Here is a 7,611-nt window from a genome sequence, read left to right on the forward strand (position 1 = left end):
GTTGATAATCAATGAATAGATGCTTTCGAAAACTGTTCATTATCGGACAGTTGTCCGCTTAATATCGAACAGTTGGTCATTCGTTCCGCCAGCTGGCCGGAGCAAGCGTTTGTTTTCTTAAATCTCCTTAATGGAAACCCTATAAATCACTTTTTATTTGTTATTTTGCACCAAATTTAGGTATGGTGTGGTCTGTTTCATTCGGGCTGCACTTCCTTATTGGCAGAACGTTCGATGAATAAACTCACTATAAAAGCTTGTCCGTTATGTGGTGGAACGCATTTGGAGCGTGCCCTGACATGTGTAGACCATTATGCCTCGGGCGAAATGTTCCACTTGTGCCGCTGCCGGGATTGCGGTTTCCTTTTCACGCAAGACTTTCCCGTGGAGGCTGAAATCGGTCGTTACTACGAAACTCCTGATTACATTTCACATACCGATACCCGCAAGGGGGCGATGAACTCCGTGTACCACTGGGTGCGCAACTATATGCTGGGACGCAAGGCACGTCTTGTGGTCCGTGAAGCACACCGCAAGGAGGGCAGCCTGCTGGATTTGGGTACGGGGACTGGTTACTTTGCCGATGCCATGCAGCGTCGCGGCTGGCAGGTGGAAGCTGTGGAAAAGAGTGCGCAGGCGCGTGCCTTTGCCAAAGAACACTTCAATCTGGATGTGAAACCCCATACGGCATTGAAAGATTTTGCACCGGGCAGTTTCGACGTCATCACCCTATGGCATGTCATGGAACATCTGGAACCCCTCAACGAAACGTGGGAAACCTTGCACTCCCTGCTGACTGAAAAGGGGGTACTGATTGTAGCTGTGCCCAACTGCTCCTCTTTCGACGCAAAGAAATACGGGGCTTACTGGGCTGCCTACGATGTGCCCCGCCATTTGTGGCACTTCACACCGGGCACCATCCAGCAATTCGGTTCCAAGCATGGTTTCATCATGGCAGAGCGGCATCCCATGCCGTTCGATGCCTTCTACGTCTCCATGCTGACAGAAAAGCACATGAGGCACTCGTGTACTTTCCTGCGGGGAATGGTGACCGGTACACTGGCCTGGTTCAGCGCGTTGGTGAAGAAGGAACGCAGCAGTTCCATGATTTACGTGTTCAGGAAGAAAGGGTGAGAAAAGGGATTAGGGATTAATGATTAATGATTAATAGCGACTGATTTACATAACTTGTAGCTTGTAACTCGTAACTTATAATTGATATAATGAAAGCAAAGAATAACTCGGTATCCTATTTTGACATGCAGTTCATTACGTCCAGCATCAGTACGACGCTGGTGTTACTGCTGTTGGGGCTGGTTGTATTCTTTGTGCTCGCGGCTCATAATCTTTCCGTGTACGTCAAGGAGAACATCAGTTTCTCCGTGCTTGTCAGTGACGACATGAAGGAGAGCGACATCCTGAAGCTTCAGAAGAGGCTGGACAAGGAGGCTTTTGTGAAGCAGACGGAATACATTTCCAAGAAGCAGGCACTCCGCGAGCAGACTGAGGCGATGGGTACGGACCCACAAGAGTTCCTCGGCTACAATCCTTTCACTGCCTCCATCGAAATCAAGCTGCATTCCGACTATGCCAATTCGGACAGCATCGCCAAAATAGAGAAACTGATTAAAAAGAATACCAATATCCAGGAAGTGCTCTATCAGAAAGACTTGATAGATGCCGTGAACGATAATATAAGGAATATCAGCTTGATGCTGCTGGGGCTGGCTGTGATACTGACGTTTATCTCCTTTGCGCTGATAAACAACACCATCCGTCTGGCTATATATTCCAAGCGTTTCCTTATCCACACCATGAAGCTGGTGGGAGCAAGCTGGGCATTCATCCGTCGTCCGTTTCTGCGGCGCAATTTCTGGATAGGTGTGCTGGCCGCTTTCATAGCCGACAGCATTCTGTGGGGAGCCGCCTATTGGCTGGTGTCCTACGAACCGGAGTTGGTCAAGGTGATTACGCCCGAGGTGATGGTGCTGGTGTCGGGTGCCGTGCTGGTGTTCGGTGTACTTATTACGTGGCTGTGCGCTTTGCTTTCCATCAACAAATATCTGAGGATGAAGGCAAGCACACTGTATTATATTTAACGCCTTGAAGTGCATAGAGAGAAAGTACTGTTATCGCAGCCTCCAAATAGTAAATTGTAAATAGTAAAATAGTAAATGTATAGATGAGTAAAGAGAAATTCGCTTTTGATAAGACCAATTTTATCCTGCTTGGCATCGGAATGGCGGTGGTTATCATTGGTTTTCTTCTGATGACCGGCCCCGTGTCTACCCCGACGACCTTTGAGCCGGACATTTTTAGTGTGAGACGCATCAAGGTGGCTCCGGTAGTTTGCCTGCTGGGGTTTGTGTTCATGATATATGCCGTGCTGCGCAAGCCTAAAAGCTGTCGTGCAGAGGAGTAAACTTTCAGACGTGGATTACACAGATGACGCAGATTGGAATATTAGAAATCCGTGTCATCTGCGTTATCTGCGTCTGAAAAATAATCAGAAAGAAAGTAGTAACAGAGCTTCCGGACAGCCCCTCCGGCAACTCAAGAACTTAAAAACTTAAACAAATTGGAATGGTTTGAAGCGCTTATCCTTGGGCTTATTCAAGGACTGACCGAATATCTGCCGGTGAGCAGTAGCGGACACCTCGCCATAGGTTCGGCATTGTTCGGTATTGAGGGAGAGGAGAATCTTGCTTTTACGATAGTGGTACATGTGGCTACGGTGTTCAGTACGCTGGTGATACTCTGGAAAGAGATTGACTGGATTTTCAAGGGACTGTTCAAGTGGCAGATGAACGAGGAGACACGTTACGTCATCAATATACTGGTATCCATGATACCTATCGGCATTGTGGGGGTATTTTTCAAGGACGAAGTAGAGGCCATTTTCGGTTCGGGACTGGTCGTTGTGGGCTGCTGCCTGCTGCTGACAGCTCTGCTGCTGTCTTTCTCCTATTATTATAAGCCGAAGCAGAAGGAGAACATCAGCATGAAGGATGCCTTTATCATCGGTCTGGCACAAGCATGCGCGGTGCTTCCGGGGCTTTCCCGTTCGGGCAGTACCATTGCAACCGGTCTGTTGCTGGGCGACAACAAGGCGAAGCTGGCACAGTTCTCTTTCCTGATGGTGATGCCTCCCATCCTGGGCGAGGCACTGCTGGATGGAATGAAGATGATGAAAGGTGAGGCGGTTGCAGGGGATATTCCGACGCTTTCGCTGGTGGTAGGTTTCCTGGCTGCTTTTGTTTCGGGCTGCCTGGCCTGCAAGTGGATGATAAATATCGTGAAGAAGGGCAAGCTGATTTATTTTGCCATCTATTGCGCGATAGCCGGTGTCATAACGCTCATATTAAGCTAAAGTCCCCTCCTTGTGTGGGGGAAAGACTGATTACTCCGGAAATCAATAAGAGAAAAATATTAAGTTGTACCATTTTATCCCCCTCCCTACCGGGGAGGGGTTAGGGGAGAGGCCAATGAATTTTAAAGAAGGAGAAGTCCTCTATTTCAATAAACCGCTGGGATGGACATCGTTCAAGGTTGTGGGACATGCGCGTTACCACATCTGCCGGCGGATAAAGGAGAAGAAGTTGAAAGTAGGCCATGCCGGTACCCTCGACCCGCTTGCTACGGGGGTGATGATAGTCTGTACGGGCAAGGCCACGAAACGGATTGAGGAATTCCAGTATCACACGAAGGAGTACGTTGCCACCATCCGGTTGGGTGCCACCACTCCCTCTTACGACCTGGAACATGAGATAGATGCCACCTATCCCACGGAGCACATCACCCGCGGACTGGTGGAGGAGACGCTGAAGAAGTTCATCGGCGAGATACAGCAAGTGCCTCCCGCCTTCTCGGCATGTATGGTGAACGGGAAACGTGCCTACGACCTTGCCCGCAAGGGAGAGGAGGTAGAGCTGAAACCCAAGTTGCTCGTCATCGACGAGATAGAGCTGCTGGACGACGGGCTGGATATTGCCGAACCGTGGATAAAGGTACGCGTAGTATGCAGCAAAGGAACCTATATCCGCGCCCTGGCACGTGACATCGGCGAAGCCCTGCAGAGCGGCGCTCACCTCACCGCCCTGGAGCGTACCCGCGTAGGCGACGTCCGGCTGGCAGACTGCCTCAATCCCCTCGATTTTAAAGAGTGGATAGAGGCGCAGGAGATAGATATTTAGTTATAAGTTATGAGTTATTTGCTATGAAGTGTAGCATACTGCCGGATAACTCATACCCTCTTATGACTAAAACAGACTGATATAAATAATAAATAACTTATAACTCATAACTAATTATGAAACTGTCGCAATTCAAATTCAAGCTTCCCGAAGAGAAGATAGCTTTGCACCCCACGAAGTACAGAGACGAGTCACGTCTGCTGGTGTTGCACCGTAAGACGGGTGAGATTGAGCACAAGATGTTCAAGGATGTTCTGGACTATTTTGATGACAAAGATGTGTTTATCTTCAACGACACCAAGGTTTTCCCTGCCCGCTTGTACGGTAACAAGGAAAAGACCGGTGCGCGTATTGAAGTGTTCTTGTTGCGTGAGTTGAACGAAGAGCTCCGGTTGTGGGATGTACTGGTGGATCCTGCCCGTAAAATACGTATCGGCAATAAGCTCTACTTCGGTGACGACGACTCTATGGTGGCTGAGGTTATCGACAACACCACTTCGCGTGGGCGTACGCTTCGTTTCCTTTACGACGGTCCGCACGATGAGTTCAAGAAGGCGCTCTATGCGCTGGGCGAAACGCCGCTGCCCCACAGCATCATCAACCGTCCCGTAGAGCCGGACGATGCCGAACGTTTCCAGTCTATTTTTGCACGCAACGAAGGAGCTGTTACGGCGCCTACCGCCAGCCTGCACTTCAGCCGCGAGCTGATGAAGCGTATGGAAATCAAGGGTATTGACTTTGCCTACATCACCCTGCATGCTGGCTTGGGTAACTTCCGCGACATTGATGTGGAAGACCTCACCAAGCACAAGACAGACTCCGAGCAGATGATTGTGAACGAGGAAGCCGTACGGATTGTGAACCATGCCAAAGACCTGAACCGCCAAGTCTGTGCCGTAGGTACCACCGTGATGCGTGCCATCGAGAGCACCGTCAGCACCGACGGACATTTGAAGGAATACGAGGGTTGGACCAACAAGTTCATCTTCCCGCCGTACGACTTTACCGTGGCCAATGCCATGATATCCAACTTCCACATGCCGCTCAGTACCCTGCTGATGATTGTTGCCGCTTTCGGCGGTTACGAGCAGGTGATGGAGGCATACAATGTGGCATTGAAGGAAGAGTACCGCTTTGGTACGTATGGAGATGCGATGCTGATTACAGACCGGTAATTATGGTTGTTTATTTCAGTCTTGGTACCAATCTCGGCGATAAGGAGCAGAATCTCCGCATGGCCGTCCAAAAGATAAGAAAGCAGATAGGGGAAGTGATTTCCCTATCTGCTTTTTATGCTACTGCCCCGTGGGGCTTTTCTTCCGATAATACTTTTCTGAATGCCGCACTCTGCGTAGACACTGCTTTGGCACCTTTGGAGGTGTTGCAAACGACGCAGGAAATCGAGCGGGAGATGGGGCGTACGCATAAGTCTGTCAATGCAGTGTATAGCGACCGTGTGATAGACATCGACCTGTTGCTCTGTTTTGCCGATGACGGTACTCCCGTTTTGCTGGATACTCCCGAACTGAAACTTCCTCATCCGCTGATGCAGGAACGCCGTTTCGTGATGGAGCCGTTGGCGGAGATTGCTTCAGGCGTGGTGCATCCGGTATTGGGAAAGACAATCGGGGAATTGTTGCAAAATCAGTGTTAATCTCTGCTATCTGTAGCGCAGATACAAGATTTCTTTTTTATCTTTGCCTCCGGAAAGCGAAGATAGGCTGCACCTCAGCATAAAAAATGAACAAGTTCATTTTGTTCTGCGTTCGGTTTGCACTATCTTTGCCCCCGAAAAACGATATGTGGAGAGATTTGAGTAGCTTGCAACCACAGAAAAAAATGCTAAAACACATCCTTTTCTGACGGCATGTTTGTGTGCCGGATGCATCTACTCCACACACCTCCTTCCGCCATTCGTTGAATTATCAATTATCAACTATCAATTCTCAACTGAAATGGGATATTTATTCACATCCGAATCGGTGTCTGAAGGACACCCCGACAAAGTGGCCGATCAAATATCGGACGCTGTGCTTGACAAACTGTTGGCCTACGACCCCAGTTCGAAAGTAGCTTGCGAAACTCTGGTTACTACCGGTCAGGTAGTGCTGGCTGGAGAAGTGAAAACCAAAGCGTACGTTGACATGCCTCTCATCGCACGCGAAGTAATCAAGAAAATCGGCTATACCAAAGGCGAGTATATGTTCGAGAGCAATTCGTGCGGCGTGCTGAGCGCCATCCACGAGCAGAGCCCCGACATCAACCGCGGCGTGGAGCGACAGGACCCCATGGAACAAGGTGCCGGAGACCAGGGAATGATGTTCGGCTACGCCACCAACGAAACGGAGAATTACATGCCGCTTTCACTGGACCTTGCACACCGCATCCTGCAAGTGCTGGCAGATGTCCGTCGCGAAGGCAAGGTGATGACCTACCTCCGTCCCGACGCCAAGAGCCAGGTGACCATCGAATATGATGACAACGGCACACCCGTACGCATCGACACCATCGTAGTCTCCACCCAGCACGACGACTTCGTACAGCCTGCCGACGACAGTGATGCCGCCCAGCTGAAGGCCGACGAGGAAATGCTCGCCCAAATCCGCCGGGATGTAATCGAGATTCTGATGCCGCGTGTCATTGCCTCCATCCATCATGAAAAAGTGCTGGCACTGTTCAACGACCGTATCACATATCACGTCAACCCCACGGGCAAGTTCGTAATCGGTGGTCCTCACGGTGACACCGGGCTGACGGGACGCAAGATTATCGTAGATACCTACGGCGGCAAGGGTGCCCACGGCGGCGGCGCTTTCTCCGGAAAGGACCCCTCTAAGGTAGACCGCAGCGCAGCTTATGCAGCCCGCCACATTGCCAAGAATCTGGTAGCTGCCGGCGTTGCCGACGAAATGCTGGTACAGGTAAGTTACGCTATCGGTGTGGCACGCCCCATCAATATCTTCGTAGATACTTATGGCCGCAGCCACGTCAATATGAGCGACGGTGAGATTGCCCGTAAGATTGACGAGCTGTTCGACCTCCGCCCCAAGGCGATAGAAGACCGTCTGAAACTGCGCAACCCCATCTATCAGGAGACTGCCGCCTACGGACATATGGGCCGCGAGCCGCAGACCATCGTCAAGCACTTCAAGAGCCGCTACGAAGGCAACAAAGATATAGAGGTAGAGCTATTCACCTGGGAGAAGCTGGACTATGTGGACAAGGTGAAAGCCGCATTCGGTTTATAATCAGCATAGCTTTACGGCTATTTATATAGAAGGCTGCCCTTCTGCAGATACCGATGTTTCGGAGGATGCAGAAGAGGCAGCCTTTGTTGTTTTGGTCTTGCTCTTCAAATGGATTTTTTCACCGGCAGTACAAACACGAACCTTGCCCCCTCCTTGTACTCCTAGTCCAG

Annotated in this window: 8 protein-coding genes; all 8 read left to right on the forward strand. The window is 50.3% G+C overall.

The window, feature by feature from the left end; all coding sequences use genetic code 11:
• Positions 1 to 234: 234 nt before the first annotated feature.
• The 8 genes from ABUA47_RS01905 (at position 235) to metK (ending at position 7,441) form a co-directional block, all read left to right on the forward strand.
• Positions 235 to 1,134 carry a class I SAM-dependent methyltransferase gene (locus tag ABUA47_RS01905; protein ID WP_120139497.1) on the forward strand — a complete coding sequence of 300 codons (900 nt, stop codon included), beginning with the start codon at positions 235 to 237 and terminating at the stop codon, positions 1,132 to 1,134.
• A gap of 89 nt (positions 1,135 to 1,223) precedes the next feature.
• Positions 1,224 to 2,099 carry a cell division protein FtsX gene (locus ABUA47_RS01910; protein WP_005825286.1) on the forward strand — a complete coding sequence of 292 codons (876 nt, stop codon included), beginning with the start codon at positions 1,224 to 1,226 and terminating at the stop codon, positions 2,097 to 2,099.
• 83 nt (positions 2,100 to 2,182) lie between these two features.
• Positions 2,183 to 2,422, forward strand: coding sequence for a DUF3098 domain-containing protein (locus tag ABUA47_RS01915; RefSeq protein WP_005833999.1), 240 nt, complete (start codon positions 2,183 to 2,185; stop codon positions 2,420 to 2,422).
• Between the two features lie 156 nt (positions 2,423 to 2,578).
• On the forward strand, positions 2,579 to 3,370 hold the full coding sequence (locus ABUA47_RS01920) for an undecaprenyl-diphosphate phosphatase (protein WP_005825291.1): 792 nt from the start codon (positions 2,579 to 2,581) through the stop codon (positions 3,368 to 3,370).
• A gap of 115 nt (positions 3,371 to 3,485) precedes the next feature.
• Positions 3,486 to 4,193, forward strand: a complete 708-nt coding sequence (gene truB, locus ABUA47_RS01925; protein WP_005825294.1) for a tRNA pseudouridine(55) synthase TruB — start codon at positions 3,486 to 3,488, stop codon at positions 4,191 to 4,193.
• 116 nt (positions 4,194 to 4,309) lie between these two features.
• Positions 4,310 to 5,368: a tRNA preQ1(34) S-adenosylmethionine ribosyltransferase-isomerase QueA gene (gene queA / locus ABUA47_RS01930; protein WP_005825296.1), complete on the forward strand. Its 1,059-nt coding sequence runs from the start codon at positions 4,310 to 4,312 to the stop codon at positions 5,366 to 5,368.
• Between the two features lie 2 nt (positions 5,369 to 5,370).
• The gene (gene folK / locus ABUA47_RS01935; RefSeq protein WP_005825297.1) at positions 5,371 to 5,847 is read left to right on the forward strand and encodes a 2-amino-4-hydroxy-6-hydroxymethyldihydropteridine diphosphokinase; all 477 of its coding nucleotides are present in this window, start codon (positions 5,371 to 5,373) and stop codon (positions 5,845 to 5,847) included.
• Positions 5,848 to 6,148: 301 nt separating this feature from the next.
• Positions 6,149 to 7,441 carry a methionine adenosyltransferase gene (gene metK / locus ABUA47_RS01940; protein ID WP_005825299.1) on the forward strand — a complete coding sequence of 431 codons (1,293 nt, stop codon included), beginning with the start codon at positions 6,149 to 6,151 and terminating at the stop codon, positions 7,439 to 7,441.
• Positions 7,442 to 7,611: the final 170 nt, after the last annotated feature.

The organism is Bacteroides sp. RTP31139st1_H2_RTP31139_211217, assembly GCF_040227615.1.
Classification (GTDB): domain Bacteria; phylum Bacteroidota; class Bacteroidia; order Bacteroidales; family Bacteroidaceae; genus Bacteroides; species Bacteroides uniformis.

What these genes read in the sequence shown, in the direction of transcription:
- queA (WP_005825296.1), top strand. Translation starts at nt 4,310, where the DNA reads ATGAAACTGTCGCAATTCAAATTCAAGCTTCCCGAAGAGAAGATAGCT.
- ABUA47_RS01905 (WP_120139497.1), top strand. Translation starts at nt 235, where the DNA reads ATGAATAAACTCACTATAAAAGCTTGTCCGTTATGTGGTGGAACGCAT.
- truB (WP_005825294.1), top strand. Translation starts at nt 3,486, where the DNA reads ATGAATTTTAAAGAAGGAGAAGTCCTCTATTTCAATAAACCGCTGGGA.
- ABUA47_RS01910 (WP_005825286.1), top strand. Translation starts at nt 1,224, where the DNA reads ATGAAAGCAAAGAATAACTCGGTATCCTATTTTGACATGCAGTTCATT.
- ABUA47_RS01915 (WP_005833999.1), top strand. Translation starts at nt 2,183, where the DNA reads ATGAGTAAAGAGAAATTCGCTTTTGATAAGACCAATTTTATCCTGCTT.
- metK (WP_005825299.1), top strand. Translation starts at nt 6,149, where the DNA reads ATGGGATATTTATTCACATCCGAATCGGTGTCTGAAGGACACCCCGAC.
- folK (WP_005825297.1), top strand. Translation starts at nt 5,371, where the DNA reads ATGGTTGTTTATTTCAGTCTTGGTACCAATCTCGGCGATAAGGAGCAG.